Annotated in this window: 18 protein-coding genes; 9 read left to right on the forward strand and 9 right to left on the reverse strand. The window is 61.7% G+C overall.

Going from position 1 to position 21,992, the window contains the following annotated elements; translation table 11 throughout:
- Positions 1 to 12 precede the first annotated feature (12 nt).
- On the reverse strand, positions 13 to 1,326 hold the full coding sequence (locus tag YWU_RS0107790; protein ID WP_027020037.1) for a DUF349 domain-containing protein: 1,314 nt from the start codon (positions 1,324 to 1,326) through the stop codon (positions 13 to 15).
- 149 nt (positions 1,327 to 1,475) lie between these two features.
- On the opposite strand from YWU_RS0107790, the gene YWU_RS0107795 reads away from it, so the two are divergent.
- From YWU_RS0107795 to dapF, 3 genes are read left to right on the forward strand one after another with little or no spacing between them, the layout of a single operon-like run.
- Complete coding sequence (locus YWU_RS0107795) at positions 1,476 to 2,102, forward strand: hypothetical protein (protein WP_027020038.1); 627 nt, start codon at positions 1,476 to 1,478, stop codon at positions 2,100 to 2,102.
- Entirely contained in the window at positions 2,096 to 2,998 is a 903-nt protein-coding gene (miaA, locus tag YWU_RS0107800) for a tRNA (adenosine(37)-N6)-dimethylallyltransferase MiaA (RefSeq protein ID WP_027020039.1), read from the forward strand. The genes YWU_RS0107795 and miaA overlap by 7 nt, the downstream gene beginning before the upstream one ends.
- Positions 2,998 to 3,849, forward strand: coding sequence for a diaminopimelate epimerase (gene dapF / locus YWU_RS0107805; RefSeq protein ID WP_027020040.1), 852 nt, complete (start codon positions 2,998 to 3,000; stop codon positions 3,847 to 3,849). Before miaA ends, dapF begins: the two co-directional genes overlap by 1 nt.
- On the opposite strand, the gene YWU_RS0107810 is transcribed toward dapF, so the two are convergent.
- Positions 3,846 to 4,625 carry a hypothetical protein gene (locus tag YWU_RS0107810; protein ID WP_027020041.1) on the reverse strand — a complete coding sequence of 260 codons (780 nt, stop codon included), beginning with the start codon at positions 4,623 to 4,625 and terminating at the stop codon, positions 3,846 to 3,848. The two genes, dapF and YWU_RS0107810, sit on opposite strands and share 4 nt — an antisense overlap.
- 105 nt (positions 4,626 to 4,730) lie before the next feature.
- Between YWU_RS0107810 and hflX the strand changes: the two genes are divergently transcribed.
- The gene (gene hflX / locus YWU_RS0107815) at positions 4,731 to 6,224 is read left to right on the forward strand and encodes a GTPase HflX (RefSeq protein WP_027020042.1); all 1,494 of its coding nucleotides are present in this window, start codon (positions 4,731 to 4,733) and stop codon (positions 6,222 to 6,224) included.
- Positions 6,225 to 6,298: 74 nt separating this feature from the next.
- Here the strand turns inward: hflX and YWU_RS0107820 are convergent, their stop codons facing one another.
- The 4 genes from YWU_RS0107820 to YWU_RS0107835 all read right to left on the reverse strand — a co-directional run bounded on the left by YWU_RS0107820 (position 6,299) and on the right by YWU_RS0107835 (position 10,583).
- Positions 6,299 to 6,574 carry an HPr family phosphocarrier protein gene (locus YWU_RS0107820; protein ID WP_027020043.1) on the reverse strand — a complete coding sequence of 92 codons (276 nt, stop codon included), beginning with the start codon at positions 6,572 to 6,574 and terminating at the stop codon, positions 6,299 to 6,301.
- Positions 6,575 to 6,626: 52 nt separating this feature from the next.
- Entirely contained in the window at positions 6,627 to 8,711 is a 2,085-nt protein-coding gene (locus tag YWU_RS0107825) for a PTS fructose transporter subunit IIABC (RefSeq protein ID WP_027020044.1), read from the reverse strand.
- Positions 8,712 to 8,805: 94 nt separating this feature from the next.
- Entirely contained in the window at positions 8,806 to 9,807 is a 1,002-nt protein-coding gene (locus YWU_RS0107830; RefSeq protein WP_027020045.1) for a 1-phosphofructokinase family hexose kinase, read from the reverse strand.
- On the reverse strand, positions 9,804 to 10,583 hold the full coding sequence (locus YWU_RS0107835; protein ID WP_027020046.1) for a DeoR/GlpR family DNA-binding transcription regulator: 780 nt from the start codon (positions 10,581 to 10,583) through the stop codon (positions 9,804 to 9,806). Before YWU_RS0107835 ends, YWU_RS0107830 begins: the two co-directional genes overlap by 4 nt.
- Before the next feature lie 277 nt (positions 10,584 to 10,860).
- Here YWU_RS0107835 and YWU_RS0107840 point away from each other — a divergent pair, with 277 nt between their 5' ends.
- Complete coding sequence (locus YWU_RS0107840; protein WP_027020047.1) at positions 10,861 to 12,540, forward strand: phosphoenolpyruvate--protein phosphotransferase; 1,680 nt, start codon at positions 10,861 to 10,863, stop codon at positions 12,538 to 12,540.
- A 62-nt stretch (positions 12,541 to 12,602) separates the two neighbouring features.
- Here YWU_RS0107840 and lexA read toward each other — a convergent pair whose 3' ends face one another.
- Entirely contained in the window at positions 12,603 to 13,295 is a 693-nt protein-coding gene (gene lexA / locus YWU_RS0107845; protein WP_027020048.1) for a transcriptional repressor LexA, read from the reverse strand.
- A gap of 228 nt (positions 13,296 to 13,523) precedes the next feature.
- Here lexA and YWU_RS0107850 point away from each other — a divergent pair, with 228 nt between their 5' ends.
- Together YWU_RS0107850 and nrdR are read left to right on the forward strand one after the other, a co-directional pair.
- Positions 13,524 to 13,964, forward strand: a complete 441-nt coding sequence (locus tag YWU_RS0107850) for a hypothetical protein (RefSeq protein WP_027020049.1) — start codon at positions 13,524 to 13,526, stop codon at positions 13,962 to 13,964.
- Positions 13,965 to 13,974: 10 nt separating this feature from the next.
- A complete protein-coding gene (gene nrdR / locus YWU_RS0107855) occupies positions 13,975 to 14,445 on the forward strand; it encodes a transcriptional regulator NrdR (protein WP_027020050.1) in 471 nt (156 codons plus the stop codon).
- On the opposite strand, the gene hrpA is transcribed toward nrdR, so the two are convergent.
- On the reverse strand, positions 14,442 to 18,452 hold the full coding sequence (gene hrpA, locus YWU_RS0107860) for an ATP-dependent RNA helicase HrpA (RefSeq protein WP_084141952.1): 4,011 nt from the start codon (positions 18,450 to 18,452) through the stop codon (positions 14,442 to 14,444). The two genes, nrdR and hrpA, sit on opposite strands and share 4 nt — an antisense overlap.
- Before the next feature lie 68 nt (positions 18,453 to 18,520).
- Between hrpA and YWU_RS15830 the strand changes: the two genes are divergently transcribed.
- Both YWU_RS15830 and YWU_RS0107870 read left to right on the forward strand, forming a co-directional pair.
- The gene (locus YWU_RS15830) at positions 18,521 to 20,212 is read left to right on the forward strand and encodes a 1-deoxy-D-xylulose-5-phosphate synthase (protein WP_051260170.1); all 1,692 of its coding nucleotides are present in this window, start codon (positions 18,521 to 18,523) and stop codon (positions 20,210 to 20,212) included.
- 165 nt (positions 20,213 to 20,377) lie between these two features.
- Positions 20,378 to 21,796 (forward strand): HNH endonuclease signature motif containing protein, encoded by a 1,419-nt coding sequence (locus tag YWU_RS0107870; RefSeq protein WP_027020052.1) that lies wholly within the window; start codon positions 20,378 to 20,380, stop codon positions 21,794 to 21,796.
- Positions 21,797 to 21,817: 21 nt separating this feature from the next.
- Here the strand turns inward: YWU_RS0107870 and YWU_RS18165 are convergent, their stop codons facing one another.
- Positions 21,818 to 21,964 (reverse strand): hypothetical protein, encoded by a 147-nt coding sequence (locus YWU_RS18165; RefSeq protein WP_156892761.1) that lies wholly within the window; start codon positions 21,962 to 21,964, stop codon positions 21,818 to 21,820.
- Positions 21,965 to 21,992 lie beyond the last annotated feature (28 nt).

Raw genomic sequence — 21,992 nt, forward strand, 5'->3', positions numbered from 1 at the left:
CGACGTCCTCGTCTACATCGAATCCAACGTGCCACGCGCGGTGTCGGCCCACTGGCGCCACTGCTCGGCAGTTGCCCGTGCCTCGTCTGCCTTCTTCGTGTTGCCCTTGGCGGCGAAGGACTCTGCCTTGGCCTCGAAATCCTCGGCGCGCTCGACGAACTGAGCCACTCGTGCCTCAGCCTCCGGGTCAGTGCGGCGCCACTGGGAGTCGGCAGCGTCGGAGACACGGCCTTCGAGTTCAGCGATGCGGTTCTCAAACTCACGGACTCGGTCCCGGGGGACAAAGCCGATGGCTTCCCACTTCTCCTGGAGGCTCCGCAGGTTAGCGCGGGCCTTGTCGAGATTGCCGGACGGGTCGATTAGCTGGTCGTACTCGGCCAGCAAAGCTTCCTTGGCCTCGGCGTTAGCAGCGAATTCACGGTCGCGCTCAGCGTTGACTTCATTGCGGGCCGCGAAGAAGTGGTCCTGGGCGGCACGGAACTGCTCCCACAGCTTGTCGTCGGCTTCACGCGGGGCACGGCCTGCGGCCTTCCACTGGTTCATCAGGTCGCGGTATGCAGAAGCGGTGTCTCCCCAGTTAGTGGAGTTCTGCAGCGCGACGGCTTCCTCGACGAGCGCTTCCTTGGTGCGCTTCGCAGTTGCGCGATTCTTGTCGAGCTCCGCGAAGTGGGATCCACGCCGGCGATTGAATGAGTCCCGGGCGCGGGAGTAGCGCTTCCACAGCGCGTCATCGGTTCCACGATCGATACCGCGGATGCCACGCCACTCCTCGAGGATCTGGCGGATCCGGTCGCCGGAAGCCTTCCAGTCAGTGGAGGTCTCAGCGATTCCTTCGACCTCTGCGATCAGCTCCTCCTTGCGGGCGATGGCACGCTCCCGGCGGGACTGGCGATTCGCTTCAGCGTTGTCCGCTGCCGTCACCGAATCGGCAAGCAGCGAGGTCAACCGCTTGTGCAGTGCGTCCACGTCGCCGAGAACCTTGGCGTTGGGCAGGCCGTCGAGAAGCGTCTGTGCATTTCCCGAGATGGACTTGTGCTCTTCGGGAGATGCCTTCAGGCGGGCCTCAAGTAGTGCGACCTGGGTGGCCAAGTCATCGAACCGAGCGCCGAAGTGCGCGTACGCCTCATCGATGTCGCCGGCCTGCCATGACCCAATCTCGCGCTCGCCATCCGCGGTGGTGAGGTACACGGTGCCCTCATCGGTGACACGGCCCCACTTCTTCGGGTCGGATGTGGGGGCAGCGGCAAGTGTCGCCACAGCCGCAGCCTTCGACGGTCCGGGACGGGGACCCGGCTTTGCGGAGGGTTTCGGGGTGGTCTCGGTCATGGGTCTGTCCTTCTTAGTGATGGGTGCGCCGCGCGACACGGCTGCCGGACACGTTTTCCGGAGTTGATTATCGCATGAGACGCAGGGCACAAGTCCAGCACATACGGGCCGACGTAGGAGATCTGTGATCCGACGGTACCCTCAGACCTGTGAAAGAGGACCTGTTGATCATTCCCGGAACGCCGGTGCTGGTGCCGGAGTTGTCCGTCGGTGACCCCGATGCGGAAGAGCTTCGCGCAGTGGTGCTCTCGGAGTTATCCGTGGTGCTGGACCGCGCCACGGTGCCACCGAAGATTGTTCGGCTGGAGCAGCTGGGCCAGGACACCGCGATTGAAGGGTCGTTTCGAGCATGGGGCGCAGACGTCTCCGTCGGGGTCGGGCATTATCTGCCAGAATTGGTCGCTCGGTGGGCCTTGAGTGAATTCGGAGTCTCCGGGCACCAGATTCTCGCAACCGACCGGATCCCGCAGACTGGTCCTGTCATCGTTGTTACCGACGGACCTGCGGCGCTGTCTGCTGCAGCGCCTCTGACACTCATGCCCGAGGCAGTGACGCTTGACGATGCCTGCCGCGCCATCGCCGGCGGCACCGCCGTCCGGGAAGCCGCCGCAGTGATCCGCGCCGGTGATACCGAGGCCTGCGGACTGTACTCGGCGGACTTGTGGCTGCAGTTGGCTGACCGCTCCCAGGATCTTGGCGCCGACGTCCTGCACACTAGGGCCTACGATGCGGCGCCATACGGCGTTGGCTACCACGTCGCGAGGTGGTCCTGGTGAACCCCATTGCAGTAATCGGACCGACCGCTTCCGGCAAGTCCGCCCTTGGCCTTGACCTTGCCGAACGGCTGGGCGGGGAGATCGTCAATGTCGATTCCATGCAGCTGTACCGGGGGATGGATATCGGCACCGCGAAGCTCCCAGTGGGGGAGCGCCGGGGGATTGCACACCACCAGCTCGACGTCCTCAATGTGACCGAACCGGCGTCGGTTGCGACGTACCAACAGGAGGCGATCGCTGACGTCGAGGCGATCATGGCTCGTGGCCGGACCCCGATCTTGGTCGGCGGCTCCATGATGTACGTCCAGGCTCTCGTCGACGACTGGCAGTTCCCGCCGACTGATCCGGAGGTCCGCTCGAAATGGGAGGCGGTCCAGCAGGAGATCGGAGTGAAGGGCCTTCACGACCGACTCGCAAAGGTCGACCCGGATGCCGCGGCGATCATCGAACGCAAGGACCCCAGGCGCATCGTGCGGGCCATGGAAGTGATCGAGCTGACCGGCCGTCCTTTCGGTGCTTCTAAACCCATTCCTGGGGCACCGCCGCGCTGGGGAACCACGATCATCGGGCTGGCTACAGAGGCTGAGTGGCTGAACGAACGGATCGAACGCCGGACCCATCAGATGTTCGAGGAGGGATTCATCTCTGAAGTTGAGGGCCTACTGGAGCAGGGACTTCGTAACGGGGTGACCGCAGCTAGAGCCATCGGATACGCGCAGGTTACCGACCTGATCGACGGGATCATCACCGAGGAGGAGGCATGTGAAAGCACGATCCTTGGGACGCGGCGGTATGTCAGACGACAGCGGTCGTGGTTCCGACGGGACCCCAGGATCCACTGGCTCGACGCCGCCGGTGAAGAGCTTGTTGACCAAGCACTTAGAATCGGCTCATGATCTCCTTCCTCAAGGGCCACGGCACCGAAAACGACTTCATTATCATCCCGGACACTGACGCGGCGATTGACCTTCCCGCCTCGTATGTCGCCAGGCTGTGTGACCGCCGCGCGGGCATTGGTGCGGATGGGATCCTCCATGTAGCGACTGCAGGCGCACTACTGCGTACCGGCGCCCTTGAGGCACTGCCGCCTCAGGTCGAGGAGTCGGACTGGTTTATGGACTACCGCAATGCGGACGGTTCCATCGCTGAGATGTGCGGTAACGGCGTGCGGGTCTTTGCCCACTATCTCGTCGCATACGAGGGTGCGCAGCGCTCAGGGCTGCGAGTCGGCACGCGGGCGGGATTGCGTGAGGTGGAGGTTCACTCCGCAGATGCCCGCAACGCGGACGTCACGGTGGATATGGGTATCGCTACGGTACTTGGCGAATCCACTTGTACCGTTGGCGGCCAAATCTTCACCGGCCTTGGCGTGGATGTGGGAAATCCGCACTTGGCCTGTGTGGACCCTGCATTGACTGCCGAGTCATTGGCATCCATGGAATTGCTAGGGGAGGTCTCCCCATCGCAGGAGATGTTCCCGGACGGAGTTAACCTGGAGATTGTCACCCCAGTTTCAGGCTCGGTCATTCACATGCGAGTTATCGAGCGTGGAGCAGGGGAGACCCGCTCCTGCGGTACCGGAACCGTGGCTGCAGCGAAGGCCGCTCTAGCCAATGCGGGACGAGATTCTGGGGAACTGACGGTCCAGATCCCCGGTGGACGGGTAGTGGTAGAGGTCCGCTCCGATGGAGGGGCAACACTAACTGGTCCCTCGGTCATCCTCGCCGAGGGAACCGTCGAACTTTAGTGTCCGCCGCAGCCGCAGTTTCCTGAACCGCAGCCGCCGGAATCTCCACCACAGCCGGCGGGCGGGATGATCTCACCGACCACATGGAAGGTTCCGGAGACGATCGCACCGGGGGCCGGAATGGCACCCTCAACATCGATCGGCAGGCTGAGATCCATCGGGACCAAGCCTCCGATGGTCACATGCCAGAACTCCTGGCCGGTCAGAGCGTTGGAGCGCTTGTCAGTGGAAATAATCTTCGCAGATATCTCCGCGGTAGCGTCCGCCGACCGAGTGCCGGAACCGGGGTTGAGCACAGGCTCTGCGCCAGGGAACTTCACAGTGCCGGGGGCGTAGCCGGTGCGTGCAGTGAACTTCTCTGGGGTGCCGTCGACTCGCGATTCGAGAGCAAGTCCCGTCAGAGCCACCTGTTCGAAAGACTGGGTTCCGGCCTCTACGAGCATCGGACCCTGGGCGAGGTTGCAGGTCAGGCTGACGACGGTGTCTTCGTAGGTGGGGGACCCAGGCACGTCGTCGGTGATGTCGACGAGGGCCAGAACATCGTCGACACTGCTGACGTGCGCGGTGACTCGACGGTCGGCGGTGAATCCAGCGTAGGTGTTGAACGGCTCGACACCGAGGACGTACAACTGGGCGCCAGAAGGATCGTCGTATCGCACTAACTGGCCTCCGCGGACCTCGCCAAAGACAGAAAGACGGTCAGTCGCGATGGCCGCTTCAACGGCCTCCTGCCAGCGCTCGAAGCCGAAGCCGAGGCTCTTCAGATCGGATCTCATGGTGCAGATTGTAACGCCCGCTGGTGCGGGGTTTGTTCGCCGGTCGCGAACGCAGGACGCACAATTGTTCCCATCGGTGCCGTTACAGGGCACAATGGGCAATATATGAACGAAAAATCCAGGAAGAATGAAGATCTGCTGGCCCAGGCTTTTGCTGACAATGACTTGGGCCCGCTCGACAGTCACCCAGTTGGTGACGCCCCCAAGGAACCCACCGTTGGTGATCTTGACCTGGAGGCACGTAGTTCACTGCGAAAGCTGAACCGTGCCGCACAGCACCAGATGGATGCTGAGGACATCACCGAGGTTGAGTACCGCCAGCTCCGTCTTGAACGAGTCATTCTCCTCGGTGTGTGGACCGAGGGAACCCTTGCGCAGGCAGAAGCCTCCATGGCGGAGCTGCAGGCGCTTGCTGAGACAGCAGGCTCGGAGGTCCTTGAGTCCGTCGTGCAGCGGCGCGACAAGCCGGATCCGGGAACCTTCATCGGCTCGGGCAAGGTGAAAGAGTTGCGTGACATCGTCAAGGCGACCGGCGCCGACACCGTTATTGCCGACGGTGAGCTCTCCCCGGGCCAGATGGTCCAGTTGGAGGACAAGCTCGATGCGAAGGTCGTCGACCGCACGATGTTGATTCTGGACATCTTCGCTCAGCACGCCCAGTCCAAGGAGGGCAAGGCACAGGTTTCGCTGGCGCAGATGCAGTACTTGATCACGCGTCTGCGTGGTTGGGGCCATTCCATGTCCCGTCAGGCCGGTGGCCGTGCTGGTTCTAACGGTGGTGTGGGTCTGCGTGGACCTGGTGAGACGAAGATCGAGACTGACCGTCGTCGCCTGCGCCAAGACATGGCTCGGATCCGCAAGGAACTGGAGTCGATGAAGACCTCTCGGGAGGTCAAGCGTTCGCGTCGTCAGGCTGGCACGCTCCCTCGGATCGCTATTGCCGGTTACACCAACGCGGGCAAATCCTCACTGCTCAATGCGCTCACTGGCGCGGGAGTCTTGGTAGAGGATGCGCTCTTCGCGACTCTGGACCCGACGACCCGCCGCGCGGAGCTCCGTGACGGCCGCACCGTCATCGTCACCGATACAGTCGGATTCGTCCGGCACCTGCCGACCCAGCTCGTTGAGGCATTCCGCTCGACCCTGGAGGAAATCGTCGAGGCTGACTTGATCCTCCACGTCGTCGATGGCTCCGATCCGTTCCCCTTGGAGCAGATCAAGGCAGTCAACAAGGTGATTTCGGAGATTGTCGAGGAGCAGGGTGCAGAGATGCCCCCGGAGCTGCTGGTGGTCAACAAGGTTGACCGCGCCGAGTCCGCCACGGTGGCGCAGTTGCGGCATGCCCTCGATGACGTCGTCTTCACCTCTGCAGTCACCGGCGAAGGACTATCTGAGTTGGAGACCAGGATCGAGCAGATCCTCAATTCCTTGGATCTGCACACGAAGATGCTCATCCCCTTCGACCGCGGCGATCTTGTTTCGCGGCTCCACGAAGAGGGGACTGTCATCTCCGAGGACTACACCGAGACCGGAACTCTGATGGATATCCGGGTGCCGCGCTCGACAGGCGCGGAACTGTCCAAGTTCATCGTCGATTGAGCAGGCCAGGCACAAAAGAAGGGGCCGTCGGGAAGCTAACTTTTGCTTCCCGACGGCCCCTTCGCCGTACGCGACTACTCTTCGTCGAGGTTCTTCGCGACCAGTGCCGCGATCTTCTCGACAGCCTCGGCGTTATCCGAAGTGATGGTGATGGTGTCACCGTGCTCAGCACCTAGCGCCATGATCATCAGTGACGATGCAGCGTCAGCAGGCTCGATGTCATCGTCCTCAGCGTCAACGAGCTCCAGGAGAATCTCATCGTCGTACTCGGCGGCGGCATCAGCGATGACGGTAGCGGGACGGGCGTGCAGTCCGACGGTGGAGCCGACGGTAACGGTGGTCGAAGCCATGATGAGTGGTTCCTTTCGGTGGAGTTTCTACTGGACGATTATAGGCGGATTATTACGCTGCCGCCGGGGCGGTTTTCGCGTTCTCACCCATGCCTGCGTCAAGGGTCTCCTTGGCGACGTTCGGCTTCCAGACAGCCTTCAGTACTGTCACCGCAACGGCGGCAACGATGGTGCCGATGACGATCGCCAGGACCCAGGCCCATAGGTTCTCAATCGCGAAGAAGACGAAGATACCGCCGTGCGGCGCACGGGAGCCTGCGGACAGTGCCATCGAAATGGCACCGGTGGTGGCACCACCGAGCATCATCGCGGGGATGACGCGCAGCGGGTCGGCCGCGGCGAATGGGATTGCTCCCTCGGAGATGAACGAAGCACCAAGCAGCCAGCCGGCCTTACCGTTCTCGCGCTCAGCCTCGGTGTAGAGCTTCGGGCGCAGCACGGTGGAGGACAGGGCCATCGCCAGCGGCGGCACCATACCGGCACCCATGACGGCGGCCATGATCTCCATCGACTCGGTTGTGCCGGCAGCCAGGCCAGCGGTACCGAACAGGTACGCAGCCTTGTTGATCGGGCCACCCATGTCCGAACACATCATCAGGCCGAGGATGAGTCCGAGTACTGCGGCGGAGGCTCCGGAGAGCGAAGACAGCCAGTCGGTCAGGCTGGTCATCAGCCAGGCGAGCGGGCGGCCGAGGAAGAGATACATGACCAGACCGACAGTGGCGGATGCGATCAGCGGGATGATGACGACTGGCATCAGCGATGCCAGCCACCTCGGGACCGCAATGGCGCCAATCCAGTAGGCGACTAGGCCGGCGAGGATACCGGTGACCAGACCGCCAAGGAAGCCGGCGTCGACTGCGACGGCAATAGCGCCACCGATGAAGCCCGGTGCGATACCGGGGCGACCGGCCAGTCCGAATGCGATGTACGCCGACAGGATCGCGACGATCACTCCCATACCGAAACCACCGGTCGCGAAGAATATTGAACCGAGGTAAAGGAGTAGGCCACCGCGGTCGATGGCTTCACCGCCGACCATGTATACGTCGGGAGGCAGATCCCAGAGGCTGTACCCTCCGGCGACTTCGTCCGCGACGTTCGCCACCTGGTAGCCACCGAAAAGGAATCCGAGGGCAAGCAACAGACCACCGGCGGCAACGAACGGCACCATGTAACTGACACCGGTCATCACGGCCTGGCGGATGCGAGTGCCCCAGCCAAGACCAGCACCGGACTCCTGCGACGCCTCCGAGGAGCCGCCACCTGCACCGGAGACCTTCGTGGAGTTCGGGTTCTTCGACGCGGCAACTGCCTCGTCAATCATCTTGTTCGGCTCGTTGATCGCGCGCTTCACGCCCGATTCAATGACAGGCTTCCCGACGAACCGCTCCCGATCCCTCACACCAACATCGGTCGCGAAGATCACTGCGTCCGCAGCCTGGATGATCGAGGGATCGACCGGCTTGCCGGCGCTGGATCCCTGAGGTTCAACGACGAGTTCGACGTCGTCCCGCTCATCGGCGGCCTGAGTCAGCGAATCCGCACCCATGTAGGTGTGCGCGATGCCGGTCGGACACGCGGTAATTGCGACGATTCGGGTCACCGATGCGGCGGACTGCGTCGTCGGCGCTGCCTCTGTCTCCTTCGGCGTCGGAGTGACACCTGCGGAGGATGCGGGCTTGGACTCCAGGCGCTCGGCAACAACATCGACGATGTCCTGCGGAGTCTCCGCGCCACGAAGTGCCGCACGGAAGTCCTTCTTCACCAGCGACCGAGCCAGCTTCGACAGGATCTTCATGTGCTCCTTGCCGCCGCCAGCAGGGGCAGCGATGAGGAACACGAGATCTGCGGCTCCGTCCGGACCGGAGAAGTCCACCGGCTCCGACAGACGAACGAACGCCAGGGTCGGTTCGGTGACGCTCTCCGAGCGACAGTGAGGAATGGCTACCCCGCCCGGTACACCGGTACCGGATTTCGCCTCACGAGCCAGTGCGTCGGCAGCCAGTTCATCGACACCGGAAGCCCTGCCCTGTTCGGTGATTTGACCGGCCAGATACCTGATCACGGCCTCGGGGTTGTCTCCCGGCGCTACGTCGAGTGAGACGAGTTCCGAGGTGATGACGTTTGTGTTCATGATGGGATCCTCTGATTAGGGGATTGAACGAGAATCTGATGGGGAGTTGTTGCTGGTGTGAGTGTCATGAAAGCAAGTGCACTTCCAGCGTAGGTTAACGCTGTTCGGGTTGGCGAAGGATCGTGACAACCGACTGCTCCGGGTGCGCCTGTTCGGGTTTAGGGGCAGTCGTTCCGGGCAGTGCTGTAGCCGCGGATCCGTAAGCAACCGCGCGGGCTGTCCGCTGTTCCGGTCCCTCTCCGTCCTGCTCAGCGAGGATGTACCCGGCCAACGCGGAGTCTCCGGCGCCGACGGTGGAGAGGGGATCGATCTTCGGTGAGGAGGCGTGGAGGACCAGTCCGTCGTCACGCGAGAGGATCGCCCCTGCAGCACCGAGGGTGATCAGAAGTTCCGGCACACCGGCTTCGTTGACCTTCCGGGCGGCGTCGATAATGCCGTCGTAGTCGCCTTCTTCGGCGAGATCTTCGAGCGCTTGGCCGTCGATCCCGGCCAGCTGCCCGAGTTCGAGGCCGTTGGGCTTCATCAGGTCCGGGAACGGATTGATGCCGTCCGGGGTCTGCGCAAGTGCTGCACCGATTACCTCGAGCGGACCACCGGAGGTATCCACCGCGACTTTGCAGTCCGGGTTGATCTCACGAACCGTTGTGGCCGCCCTAAGGTAGATGTCATCCGGAACACCGCGAGGCAGCGACCCCGCGAGGACCACCCACGTAGCTTCCGGGGCGTAGTTGGCGAGTCGGTCCAGGCATGCCCGGATGATGTCTTCGCTCAGTTCCGCACCTGGGGTGTTGAGCTTGGTAGTAGTGCCGTCATCCTCGACGATCGTCAGGTTGACCCTGGCTTCTTCGTCAATGTGGATGGGTTCATGGTCAAGGCCGTAGTCCTCGACCAAACGGCGGAAACGGCCAGTCCCGGAGACTGGGAACAGCGCCAAGGTCCGGACCCCAGCGTGGGCGACTGCACCGGAGACGTTCACGCCCTTACCGCCGGCGACATCAATGGCATCCGACAGCCGGTAGACGCCTCCACGGTTGAGCGGTTCCGGGATCGACGCAGTGCGATCGATCGACGGGTTCAGGGTCAAGGTGAGAATCATCGGGCCACCATCACTTCAATTCCGTTGTCTGTCAGTTCCTCGATGAAGCTGCGGGGAGCGCCGACGTCGGTGATTACCACGTCAACGTCGTCAAGCCTCGCGAAGCTCACCAGGTAATCGCGCCCAAGTTTCGTGGAGTCGCACAGGACGACAACCTTCTGAGCGTTGGCGATCATGGCGCGCTTGACCGCCGCCTCCTGCGGATCTGCAGTGGAGAGCCCGTAATCAAGCGTGATCGCGTTGGATCCGATGAATGCGACGTCCGCGCGCAGCAGAGCCAGCGACCGAAGAGCCTGGTCGCCGACAACCGCTTGGGTAATAGCTCGTACTGAGCCGCCCAAAAGCTGGAGGTTGATGTACGGGTTCACTGCCAAGATCAATGCTGCAGGAAGAGAATTTGTCACCACCGAGATCCGACGCTGAACCGGGTTGGCGATGATCAACTTCGCCAAGGCCTCGTTGGTCGTACCGCCATCGAGGAAGACGCCACCCCCGGTTTCGGGGATCAGTTCCATCGCGGTCCTCGCGATCGACCTTTTGGCGTCGCGCTGCGCGTTCTCGCGGTCCTCGACGGATGCTTCGAGGGTCTGGAACGCCTTAGCGGCGACCGCCCCACCGTGCACTCGGTTGACCGCGCCCTCATCGGACAAAACCTTCAGGTCCCGACGGATGGTTTCGGCGGTGACGTCGAACGATTCCGCGAGGTCTGAGACCATCACGCGGCCTTCAACAGCGGTGAGCGAGGCGATTTTACGTCGCCGCTCTTCTGCGTACATGGGCACAGGCTCCTAACACTCGCGGTCGCTGTGCGACTGATTTCGCTGAGTCCAAGCTGTGATTGCTTCCGGGTACACGCCCGAATTAGCCAGGATTATTTCAGCTATTGGTTCCAAGGATGCCCGATTATGTGGGTTTGTCAAGGGAATCGGAAGGCGGGCAACCCGCAGTAAATCGGTATGCTCAAAGGGGAATCGGCCGCTGGCAACAGCGTTATGGCTGCCTCCTGGGAGTACTGCCATTGGGCCGGACCTTTCGAGAGATGTAGGAGCACTAATGACCGCCAAGCACATTCTCAATGCCACCGGGGTAGTACCGGGGGTGGCTTACGCTCCCGCGGCTTGGGCTCGGCCCCGGCCGGAGCTTCCGGACCCGAACTCCACCATTTCCGGGGACCGCACGGAATCGGAGATCGAGCGACTGCAAGTCGCAGCGGGGCAGGTATCTGATGGGCTCAAGGAGCGTGCTGACCACGCAACTGGACATGCAGCAGAGGTTCTCCTTGCTACTGCGAAGCTCGCCTTGGACAAGGGATGGCACCGAACTGCGGTGAAGGCGATTCGTGGTGGGTCACCTGCGGAATCCGCGGTTGTCATTGCAATCGACAAATTCTCCGACATGCTGAAGTCCGCTGGCGGACTGATGGCTGAGCGTGTCACCGACTTGGAGGATGTCCGAGATCGAGTCATCGCGCGTCTGAGAGGGGAGGATGAGCCGGGACTGCCTTCGATTAGTAGCCCGTCGATCCTGCTGGCTGAGGACCTCGCCCCCGCGGACACTGCCACGATTAATCCTGAACTAGTCGTTGCCCTGGTCACGGTTCTGGGTGGCCCCACCTCGCACACCGCGATCATCGCCCGTCAGCTTGGCGTGCCCTGCATCGTCGCGGTCGGAGACGCATTGCGGGATATCCCGGCCGGAGAGCTGCTCCTCGTTGACGGTGCCCACGGCACGATCGAATTGCACCCGGATGAGGACGGAGCGGTCGAGGCAGTACGCATTGGAAAGGAACTCGCGGAGCAGGTCGCTAAGTGGGAGGGCCCTGGCCGGACCGCTGACGGTGAAGCAGTTCAGTTGCTCGCCAATGTCGGAGATGCTTCCACTGCTCGGCAGGCCGCAGGCGGCGTTGCAGAAGGTGTGGGTCTGTTCCGAACCGAGCTCAGCTTCTTGTCCTCGGAGCTCGAGCCGACCATTGAACAGCAGGCGAAGGCTTATGACGAGGTCCTGAAGAGCTTCCCGAACTCGAAGGTGGTCATCAGGACTCTCGACGCAGGATCGGATAAGCCGCTGGCGTTCGCGGACCTGGGCCACGAAGATAACCCGGCACTGGGCGTCCGAGGACTCCGTATTTCCCGTTCGTCCGGTGGCCTGATGGAGCGGCAGCTCGACGCCGTCGCCCAGGCGCAGTCGGAGGCGAATCGTGATGGAGCGAAGACTTGGGTGATGGCGCCCATGATCGCGACTCTCGAGGAAGCAACCTGGTTCGCGGAATTGTGCCGTGAGCGTGGCCTGACTCCGGGCGCGATGATTGAGGTTCCGGCAGCAGCACTGCTCAGCCATGAATTGATGACGGTCTTGGACTTCGTCTCTATCGGAACGAACGACCTGTCGCAGTACACGATGGCGGCGGACCGAATGTCTCCGCACCTGGCGCATCTGACTGACCCGTGGCAGCCGGCGGTACTTCGACTGATCGACATGACTTGCCGGTCCGGCGAGCTCACTGACACTCCGGTGGGCGTCTGTGGCGAGGCCGCGGCTGACCCGTTGCTGGCATGTGTTCTGGTCGGCTTGGGCGTGAACTCGCTCTCGGCCGCCCCGACAGCTCTTCCTGCCGTCGGAGCGCAGTTGGCTCAGGTGACGAAAGAACAGTGTCGCGCCGCGGCTGAGATCGCAATCAATTCCGTTGATGCAGCCTCCGCCCGTGAGGCAACAGCCGAAGCACTGGGCATCTGATCCAGAAACAACAATGACCGGCAGGTTTGCACCTGCCGGTCATTTCGTTATGTCTGTGGTGCTTAGAGGCGCCGCAGGACGGTGACAACCTTGCCGAGGATCGTGGCGTGTTCCGCCCGGATCGGCTCGAATTCCTCGTTGTGGGGAATGAGCCACTTGCCGGAGGAGTCTTCGCTCCATTCCTTACAGGTGGCTTCGCCATCGATCATTGCGGCAATGACTTCACCGTTCTCGGCCACGTTCTGCGAACGAACAACCACCCAGTCTCCGTCGTAAATGCCCATGTCGATCATGGAGTCACCGACGATGCGAAGCATAAACAGTTCACCCTGGCCGACTAGTTCTTCCGGCAGTCCCATGTACTCCTCGATGTTCTGCTCAGCGAGGATGGGGGAGCCGGCGGCGATGCTCCCGACGATGGGCACGTAGGTCGGAGCCGCAACGCCTTCGGGCACCTGGGGACGTGCTTCGGCCTCAGTGCCGTTAGTGGTGGTCTCGGATTCCTCAGGCTCGTCCAGACGAACATCGACTGCGCGAGGCTTGTTGGGGTCGCGGCGCAGGAATCCCTTCCGCTCCAATTCCTTGAGCTGGTAGGCGACCGACGAGGTCGAATTCAGACCGACCGCATCTCCGATTTCTCGGATGCTCGGCGGGTAGCCCCGGTCCTTGACCGCTTTGCGGATGACTCCTAGGACGGCCCTTTGGCGTGCGCTCAGGGTCGTCACATCTCGTTTGGCCTTAGCGTCCTTCGTCATTGAGGTACTGCCTCCATTGGTGCCGGGGTGTGGATCGGTGGGTGTTCGAAAAACGACGTTACCGGAGAATCGAACATCATGCACACTTGTTCGAAGAAAATCGAACACATGTATGGACAGCGTCGCCACGGCGTGTTATAAATCGAACACGCGAACGATTTTCGAACACGTGTACCAGGTTCGGTGGCATCCACCGGGTGGTACCTGAGCGATAGAGGAGTTACCGCCATGATGATTGTCGATCGAACCCACAGCACCCGCCCCGCCAACTCTGTCCCGTGCTCCATCATGCCTGTGCGGCCGGTGGGTCGCTCCTCGATTGACCAGTTGGATGTACCCGAATGGGTCAATGACGCTCCTGCTGTTCAAGGAGCAGCGCGGTGGGAGGTTCGGACTCCGTCTCAGCGCCCAGCGAAGCGCCCGACCCGTCGCCCGTCTCAGTGCCCGGCGAACCGTCCCTCAGAGCAGCGGCCGCCGTCAAGGACATCGGTTCCGGTGCGTTCAGGCGGAGCAGGTCGCGGGCCGGTGCGCCACGTGCGAATGACGGCGAAGAACTGTTTCGCGATGGCAGGAATCGCCCTCACGGTGGCCTTCGCTATGAACTTTGCCTGGGAGGCTCCGCAGGATACCGCTCTGACTCCTGTCACGGTGGCTGACCAGGCGCACTAAAGTGGCGGGAGTGCATTGCCCTTTCTGCCAGAACTCGGACACCAAGGTCGTCGACTCCCGCACGGTGGAGGACGGTCAAGCGATCCGTCGCCGCCGCCGTTGCCTTTCGTGCGAACAGAGGTTCACCACTATCGAACGCTCCGTTCTGATGATCGAGAAGCGCGGCGGTGAGCTGGAGGAGTTTGACCGTGAGAAGGTCATCGCCGGCGTGCGACGAGCCTGTCAGGGCCGAGACATCTCCGATGCAAAGTTGAAGATGCTTGCCCGAACTGTGGAAGAGACACTGCGCAAGGAAGGCGCCGGCCGGAGCCAAGGTACTGCGAAGGTGAAGTCCAATCAGGTGGGGTTGGCAATCCTTGACCCGCTGCGTGACCTCGACGAAATCGGATATCTCCGATTCGCCTCGGTCTACAAGTCCTTCAGCTCTGCCGAGGACTTCGAGCGAGAGATCGAGGACTTGCGCACCCGCAAAGGGATTTAGCGCAGCTTCCCAATCTCCTTGATGATCCGCTGTTTCGACACCGTGCCACTAGTTCCTAGCCGCTGTGCGAACTGACTGACCCGCAGTTCCTCGATGCGCCATCCGATGTCGCGCACCGCGTTAGACCTGCGCCGACCCTCTGGAAGTGCCTTGAGGCGATTGTCCAGGGCTTCACGAACCTCGGCGATCTCCATTTCAAGGTCGGCGTCTCGATCTGGATCTCGCTCCATGTCCGTAAGTCGGATGGTCATGGCCTGCAGATACCTCGGCATATGGCGTAGATGAGACCATCCATGCTTTGCCACGGCGCCCTTCGGGACCATGAACTCCAACTGTTGGTTCATGTCATCAATGGCTTCTCCGCTCCACGTTGCCAATTGGTCTTTGACCTTGTGGAACTCTGGCATGAATCCGGCGATTCCTACTACAAGCTGGCGGACACCACCGGCGACCTGCGGGGCGATGTTGGTCTGGAGTTCGCGGTACTCCGCGGGGGTTCGAACAGGCCCGCCAGCGGCGATCAACGCATCTCGGACCACGGCGACTCGGCAGTCCTCTACGAGGCCTTCAGCACCACCATGGGGCCAAGAATCAACACCAACGCGCTGCTGTAACGGCAGCCCCTTGAGCATCTGCTTTGGGTTCACCGGACATTCGCGCAGCAGGAGAGTGAGGGTAGCGGTGAGCATGGAAGCATCAGCCTGGGCCTTGGTAGGTATGACCTTCACCGTCACGCCGCCGCGTACTGGCGCCAGCGCAGGATAGGCAGTGACCTTCTGGCCGTCGACCGTGTTGGTGACTGTCTCGGGGATCTCACCGAGATTATTTTCAGTCCACTTCTGCACAACCTCCGTAGTTTTCTCGGCTGTGGTGAGGGACGACTGGCTACCTCCGGAAGACTTCTTGGTCTTGCCTCCCGTTCTCCGGGCAGCCTTATCGACCGCGGCCTGAACTCGACCTGACTGGCGCTTTTTCAGCTGGTCCAGGTTGCGGTCGCTGTCAATGATCTTTCCGTGCCGGTCAACGGCCGCGAAGTTGAACCGGAGGTGATCCGGGAGTTTCGTGTCATCGAAGTCTCCGGAGGATATGCCGGTTCCGCCGAGGGATCGCAGGGCGTCGGCTAGGGCGTCGGTAAGCGGTCGTTCGTAGGGGGTGATGCGCTGCATGGCGTTGGCCGCGAAGTCCGGAGCGGGCACGACGGTCTTGCGCAGGACGCGCGGAAGGGTCCGGATCAGCGCCTCGGCGAGTTCGGCGCGCATTCCTGGGACGAGCCAATCGCAGTTCTCCCGAGTTACTCCCTCCAACAGAGGGACAGGAATTCGCATGGTGACGCCGTCATCAGCGGCTCCCGGCTCGAAACGGTACGTCAGCGCGAATTCGAGTGAACCCTGACGCCACATGTCCGGGAAAGCGATGTCATTGACTTCGCCGGCGCTGGGGTCGAGCAACGTGGACGGGTCGAAGTCGAGCAGATCTGGATTCTCGCGAGATTCCTGCTTCCACCAGCGGTCGAACAATGTGCCAGTGGTGACGTCACGAGGAATGCGCGAATCGTAGAAGGTGTGCAGGGTCTCGTCGTCGACGACGATGCCGCGGCGGCGGGCCTTCTCTTCGACCTCTGCTGCCTCATCGAGGAGCTGTCGATTCCGAGCGAGGAACGTGTGGTGGGTATTCCAATCGCCCTCGATGAGCCCGTGCCGGATGAACAAATCCCGGGCAGCATCCGGATCGATGCGGTGGTACGGCACCAACCGGTCATGGATAACCGCCAGGCCGTAGAGCGTGGACTTCTGATACGCCATCGCTGCACCGCGCTTGGACGACCAATGCGGTTCGGAGTACTGATGCTTGAGCAGGTGGCCGGCGGCTTTCTCTACCCAGGTCGGCTCAATGCGAGCGCAATTGCGGGCGAACATGCGAGAGGTTTCCACGATCTCCGCAGCCATCACCCACCGAGGTGGCTTCTTCGCCAGCGCCGAGCCGTTCTGGATGATGAACGTGGTGTTCCGAGTTCCGCTGAACTCCTTCCCGTCGCCTTCACGCAGCCCAATGCGAGAGAGGGAACCAGAAAGGATGGACATGTGGACGGAGTCGTCAGAGGGCGTGTTTGACGTGGGGGAGTTCCACCCTAGATCCGCGGAGTTCTGGTTGAGCTGGCGTACCAAGTCCTGCCATTCGCGGATGCGCATGTAGTGGAGGAACTCGCGCTGACACATCTTGCGGAACTGGTTGCCAGTGAGCTCTCGGCGCTTCTCCCGAAGAAAGTCCCAGAGCTTGAGGATCGACAGGAAATCACTGGTCGTGTCTTTAAATCGTGCGTGGAGCTGATCTGCCTGGGCCTGCTTCTCCAGGGGGCGCTCCCGTACATCCTGAAGGCTGAGCGAGGCGACGATGACGGTCACCTCAGTGAGGGCGCCGTTAGAGCGAGCCTCCACGAGCATGCGAGCGAACTGTGGGTCGACAGGGAGGCGCGACAACTCGTGGCCGATCTGCGTCAGCTTCAGGTTGTCGTCGTTGGCTCGGGTGCCGTCCTCGAGGGCGCCGAGTTCGTCCAGGAGGTTGACGCCGTCGCGAATGGAGCGGGCGTCGGGAGGCTCCACGAATGGGAATGCTGCAATACCTCCGAGGCGCAGTGCCGCCATTCGCAAGATCACGCTGGCGAGGTTGGTTCGCAGGATCTCCGGATCGGTGAATTCAGGACGGGAAAGGAAGTCCTCCTCGGCGTACAGGCGAATGGCAATACCGTCAGCGACACGACCACAACGGCCTGAGCGCTGATTGGCCGAGGCCTGGCTGATCGGTTCGATGGGTAGGCGTTGGACCTTCGTGCGCGTCGAGTAGCGAGAGATCCTGGCATCTCCGAGGTCAACTACATAGCGGATTCCCGGAACCGTCAGGGAAGTCTCCGCAATGTTGGTTGCCAACACGATGCGCCGCCGCGAGTGCGGAGAGAACACCCGGTGTTGTTCGGCATTGGAAAGGCGTCCAAACAGCGGAACGACGTCAACACCCTTCCACTTCTGCCCCTCGATCGCTTCAGTTGCCTCCCGGATATCCCTCTCGCCAGAAAAGAAGCAGAGGATATCGCCGTCGCCCTCGCGGAGCAGTTCCTGGCAGGCGTCGATGACACCATCGATCGGGTCGATGTCGCTCGTCCGCGTTTCGCCCTTTTTCGTGACGCTCTCACGCACCAGCGGACGGTAGCGAATCTCTACAGGGAAGGTACGGCCTGAGACCTCAATGATCGGTGCGGGCGTGCCGTCGGCATCGGCGAAATGCTGTGCGAACCGCTCAGGATCAATCGTCGCCGAAGTGATGACCACCTTGAGATCCGGGCGCTTTGGTAGCAGCTGTCGGAGGTACCCCAGAAGGAAGTCGATATTCAGTGACCGCTCATGCGCCTCATCGATGATGATCGTGTCGTAGTCCAGCAACAGCCGATCTCGCTGGATCTCCGCCAGCAGAATGCCGTCTGTCATGAGCTTCACACAGGTGTTCTTGCCGACCCGGTCGTCGAATCGGATGGCGTAGCCCACGTGCTCGCCAATTTTCTCGCCTAATTCATCGGCGATGCGCTCGGCTACCGACCGCGCCGCCAGACGACGAGGCTGAGTGTGTCCGATCCGCCCGCGCACTCCACGGCCCATATCCAGCAGGATTTTCGGGATCTGCGTCGTTTTGCCTGAACCGGTTTCACCAGCGATGACGGTCACCTGGTGGTTCTCGATCGCCTCGCGAATATCGTCGCGGCGCCCTGACACCGGAAGGCTCTCCGGATATGTAATCGTCGGTAGCGAATCCCGGCGCTCGTCCACCTTTAGTCGGGCCAGCTCGATGTCCTCACCGATGGCAGTGACCGCGGTAGCCGATGATGCCCGCTTCAGCCTCCGCCGGAATGAGCGGGCGTCGGTGAGTGTGACACCGTCGAGAAGCGGGTACAGGGGACGCTTGTCCACGCCGCCGGACTTACGGCGCGCATTTCTGGGGTTCTCAGTTCGTTCAGACATTGTTGCCCTCAACAGTAGACTGACCTGCTCTTGTTCCCGGTGTTGGGGAACGTACTCTGGTGGGACCTATGGACATTCTGCGTACGATCTCGTCACCGGCCGATCTGAGGGCTGTGCCCGCTGCGGATCTGCCGCAACTCGCTGGTGAGATCCGCGCATTCCTGGTTGATTCCTTGTCCCGCACCGGTGGGCACCTGGGGCCGAATCTCGGGGCCGTGGAGTTGACCATTGCGCTGCACCGCGTGTTTGAGGTGCCAATTCTTTTCGACACGGGCCATCAGACGTACGTGCACAAGATGCTGACGGGACGCTTGGACCAGTTCGACACGCTGCGCACCCGTGGCGGGATGTCCGGCTACCCGTCCCGCGCCGAGAGTGACTATGACTGGATTGAGAACTCTCATGCCTCGGTCGCGCTCAGTCACGCAGATGGTCTGGCTCGCAATCTCGGTCGGGTAGTTGCAGTTGTTGGTGACGGTTCGCTCACTGGCGGCATGGCGTGGGAGGCGCTCAGTTCTATCGCCTCGGATCAGGTCCCGGTGATTATCGTGGTCAATGACAATGGCCGCTCCTATGCGCCGACTGTCGGCAATCCGCTCGCAGTGCTCGAAGCTGCGGGGATCCCGGTTCACGGCCCCGTGTACGGACATGACTGCGGGGAGATCGAGAAATCGCTTAAAAATGCCTCGCTTCACGACGCCCCCCTCGCCCTCCACATCCGCACCCACAAGGGGCATGGCTATCCACATGTGCTGAATGACGAACTTCACCACTCCACCGGCGCCTACGACCCTGCGACCGGAATCGGCCGAACTGGGGGAGAGACCTGGACCGATGTCTTTTCTCAGGAGCTGCTGTCACACTTCAGCCACCGGGACGATCTCGTCGCCATCACCGCGGCCATGCCCGGGCCCACGGGCCTGGCGCCCATCGCTGCGTCTTATCCTGATCGCTTCCGGGATGTCGGAATCGCCGAACAGCATGCCGTCGCTTCGGCCGCAGGAATGGCTCGCGCCGGGCAGCACCCAGTCGTCGCGATCTATTCCACGTTCTTTCACAGGGCCTTTGACCAACTGCTTCTCGACGTCTCCCTCCACCAACTCCCCACCACCTTCATTCTGGACCGCGCCGGGGTGACGGGGTCGGATGGCCCCAGCCATAACGGTTTGTGGGACATGGCACTGTGTTCGACGGTGCCCGGCCTCAAGTTGGCGGCTCCTCGCGACGCGCGAACCTTGCGGCTGGCTTTGGAGCAGGCCCTCGACGTCGACGATGGTCCCACCGTCATTCGCTTCCCCAAGGGCGAAGCGCCGCAGCGGGACGGCCGGCCAGAGTCGCGTGAACTCGACGCTCCCGGTGTTCTGGACTTATTGGCCGGTAATCCAGCGCCGAATGACGTCCTCATTGTCGGAATCGGCGCGATGGCTGACATCGCTGTAGGGGTTCATGACCTCCTTACGGACGTCGGTATTCCTTCAAGCGTTGTCAGCCCACTGTGGGCCGCGCCGGTACCAGCCGTTCTCATCGACCTCGCCAGCCAAGCGCGACACATTGTGACGATCGAGGACGGGGTTGTTCGCGGAGGCATCGGCTCGCTGATCGCGGAGTCTCTCGACGATGCTGGTCACGACCTCCCAGTCCAACGCTTCGGCGTCCCGACAGTCTTTCCCTCCCACGGCTCCCGGGCCGAAATCCTCGCTTACTGCGGACTGGCACCCGGGACGATCGCAGAGAAGGTCGTCCTTCGCCTGTGCCGCTAGGCCCATTAGACTGCGTTTCCTTAAAGTTCACTTGCCTGACCTGCGGTAACAGTTTATGATCGAACATGTTGGCGAGATGATCGGAAAGGGGAGATCACTCGCATTCCATCGACACACGTCCATGTTCTTTCATGTGCTGCGGGGCCTTAAAGGGGGTGACCTGTCATGCTGCCACCATTCGATCTCACTGATACCGACTGCCCGTTTGCTGCCGCTCTTGCTCCTGACGCTCCGCGCTTTTCAAGTGAGGACCCGGAGGATGACCTCTCGGCCGTCTCCATGGACCTCAATCGCACTGTCCTGTCTCAGGCCCGTCTGTGTCTCTGCGAGTATTCGGATGATGTCATCGACAAGGCCGAAGTCTTTGGTATGCGGATCGGCTGTACCCGCAGCAAGGCTGGACAGTTGATGGACATCGCGCTGATGCAGGAGGCATTGCCGCGTCTAGCGTACGTACTGCGCGTTCGTGGGTTTATGCCCAGGGAGTTGCTACTTGTACTGGCGAATGCAATCCTGCCGTTTCTCGCTGCAGACGCCGACGACCCAGAACTTGATGTCACCTCGACCCTGAGCGAAATGGAGCCGCAGCTTCTCGCGGCACTACTGCCAAGTGTGGAGGGGCAGAAGATCTACGGACCTTATGCACTGTTGGCGCTGCTGCGCGAGGTGATCGAGCAGTTTGAAGAGATGCTGCGACCGCCGGACGAGAACGACGAGAAGGAATTCACTGAGTCCCTAGTCATCACTGACGACGGATGTTCGAAGGGTTACGTCATGGGTGTCATGGACCGCGACAAAGCATGGGAAATTAAGTCTGCGGTTCGATCCGTCCAGGACCAGCAGAACTGCACTGAGGTCGATGCCCTTCTAATGCTTGTGCGCGGGCAGACCACCGCCGATGTGAGCTTGAATCTGTACTGCCACCTCAATGGCGGTCGACTCTGGTCTGTGCAGACCGGATGGTTGAGTGGCACTGCTTCGCAGCACTGGCTCGGCCGGGTATCCAATATCCGGATCATCTCCGACAGCACCTCTGATGGCTATCGACCAACTGAAGCGCAGGTCGCTTTTGTTCGAGGCCGCGACGGCACCTGCATGTTCCCTGGATGTTCCATTGACGCCGAACGGTGCCAGATCGACCACATCGAGCCCTACAATTTCGAGAATCCTTCGGCCGGTGGACTGACTGACACTGAGAATCTTCAGGCGCTATGTCAGCGCCACCACAATCTGAAGACCGACAAGCTCTTCGACGTCATCCGTTACTCCGACGGTCGAACCGTGTGGTCATCCCGCACCAGTGGAACCCAGGCCACCAGCACTCCGTCTGGGCCCGCTCATGGTCCTGGTCGGGTGAGCGTGTCCGCGCGACTGCGTCGCCGATCCAAGGTTGTCCGTGATTACAACGACGAACGAGTGAGCGCGAGGGACGCAGCCGAAGCGGCACGTCATGCGATGAACGATCCGCCACCCTGGGAGAACTGGCCCCGAAACGAACCGGAGTATTGGAAGCCCGATCCTCCGCAGTTGGCAATCGGGTACACCCCGCGAAAGGCACTACCTCCCGGTAAGGGGGCTGGGTGATCAGCCCCGCCCCAGGGATCTTTACGCGATGGCCTTGTTGATTCGTGCCATCGCGACGATGATCCACGCCAAGGTCCAGCCGGTGGCAGCCATAGCGATCAGTGCAGCATTGCTTTCGCTGGAAATCAGGGCCATGACTGCTCCCAACATGATGATGGAGTAAGTCAAGGTTGGCTCTCTGGGGGTTGAAGGGTGA

Origin of the sequence: Corynebacterium sputi DSM 45148 (genome assembly GCF_000427865.1) — a bacterium.
GTDB lineage: Bacteria > Actinomycetota > Actinomycetes > Mycobacteriales > Mycobacteriaceae > Corynebacterium > Corynebacterium sputi.

What these genes read in the sequence shown, in the direction of transcription:
- YWU_RS0107790 (WP_027020037.1), bottom strand. Translation starts at nt 1,326, where the DNA reads ATGACCGAGACCACCCCGAAACCCTCCGCAAAGCCGGGTCCCCGTCCC.
- YWU_RS0107810 (WP_027020041.1), bottom strand. Translation starts at nt 4,625, where the DNA reads ATGAGATCCGATCTGAAGAGCCTCGGCTTCGGCTTCGAGCGCTGGCAG.
- hflX (WP_027020042.1), top strand. Translation starts at nt 4,731, where the DNA reads ATGAACGAAAAATCCAGGAAGAATGAAGATCTGCTGGCCCAGGCTTTT.
- YWU_RS0107820 (WP_027020043.1), bottom strand. Translation starts at nt 6,574, where the DNA reads ATGGCTTCGACCACCGTTACCGTCGGCTCCACCGTCGGACTGCACGCC.
- YWU_RS0107825 (WP_027020044.1), bottom strand. Translation starts at nt 8,711, where the DNA reads ATGAACACAAACGTCATCACCTCGGAACTCGTCTCACTCGACGTAGCG.
- YWU_RS0107830 (WP_027020045.1), bottom strand. Translation starts at nt 9,807, where the DNA reads ATGATTCTCACCTTGACCCTGAACCCGTCGATCGATCGCACTGCGTCG.
- YWU_RS0107835 (WP_027020046.1), bottom strand. Translation starts at nt 10,583, where the DNA reads ATGTACGCAGAAGAGCGGCGACGTAAAATCGCCTCGCTCACCGCTGTT.
- YWU_RS0107840 (WP_027020047.1), top strand. Translation starts at nt 10,861, where the DNA reads ATGACCGCCAAGCACATTCTCAATGCCACCGGGGTAGTACCGGGGGTG.
- lexA (WP_027020048.1), bottom strand. Translation starts at nt 13,295, where the DNA reads ATGACGAAGGACGCTAAGGCCAAACGAGATGTGACGACCCTGAGCGCA.
- YWU_RS0107850 (WP_027020049.1), top strand. Translation starts at nt 13,524, where the DNA reads ATGATGATTGTCGATCGAACCCACAGCACCCGCCCCGCCAACTCTGTC.
- hrpA (WP_084141952.1), bottom strand. Translation starts at nt 18,452, where the DNA reads ATGTCTGAACGAACTGAGAACCCCAGAAATGCGCGCCGTAAGTCCGGC.
- YWU_RS15830 (WP_051260170.1), top strand. Translation starts at nt 18,521, where the DNA reads ATGGACATTCTGCGTACGATCTCGTCACCGGCCGATCTGAGGGCTGTG.
- YWU_RS0107870 (WP_027020052.1), top strand. Translation starts at nt 20,378, where the DNA reads ATGCTGCCACCATTCGATCTCACTGATACCGACTGCCCGTTTGCTGCC.